This window comes from Saccharopolyspora rectivirgula DSM 43747, from assembly GCF_000497205.1.
Lineage (GTDB): Bacteria > Actinomycetota > Actinomycetes > Mycobacteriales > Pseudonocardiaceae > Saccharopolyspora > Saccharopolyspora rectivirgula.
In genome coordinates this window covers 1-670 of sequence record NZ_AYJW01000144.1, presented here as the reverse complement: position 1 = coordinate 670, position 670 = coordinate 1, and the positions used below count along the sequence as shown (strand labels likewise).

The following is a 670-nucleotide window of genomic DNA, read 5'->3' as shown; positions in this document are numbered from 1 at the left end:
GACCAGTGAGCTATTACGCACTCTTTCAAGGATGGCTGCTTCTAAGCCAACCTCCTGGCTGTCTGCGCGGTTTCACATCCTTTCCCACTAAGCGCGCATTTGGGGACCTTAGCCGGCGATCTGGGCTGTTTCCCTCTCGACGATGAAGCTTGTCCCCCATCGTCTCACTGCCACGCTCGAACTCAGGCGTATTCGGAGTTTGGCTGATCTCAGTAACCCGGGAAGGGCCCATTAACCAACCAGTAGCTCTACCCCGCCTGAGCAACACGTGACGCTGCACCTAAATGCATTTCGGGGAGAACCAGCTATCACGGAGTTTGATTGGCCTTTCACCCCTACCCACAGCTCATCCCCCAGGTTTTCAACCCTGGTGGGTTCGGGCCTCCACGCGGTCTTACCCGCGCTTCACCCTGGCCATGGGTAGATCACCCCGCTTCGGGTCTGGAGCATGCGACTCGACGCCCTGTTCAGACTCGCTTTCGCTCCGGCTACCCCTCGACGGGTTAACCTCGCCACACACCCCAACTCGCAGGCTCATTCTTCAAAAGGCACGCCATCACCCGAAGGCTCTGACGGTTTGTAGGCACACGGTTTCAGGGACTCTTTCACTCCCCTCCCGGGGTACTTTTCACCTTTCCCTCACGGTACTCATGCACTATCGGTCACCAGG

Annotated in this window: 1 rRNA gene; it reads right to left on the bottom strand. The window is 57.9% G+C overall.

The features are described 5' to 3' along the window. Positions 1 to 670: ribosomal RNA gene (locus SREC43747_RS0119285) — 23S ribosomal RNA — on the bottom strand; the annotation flags it as partial.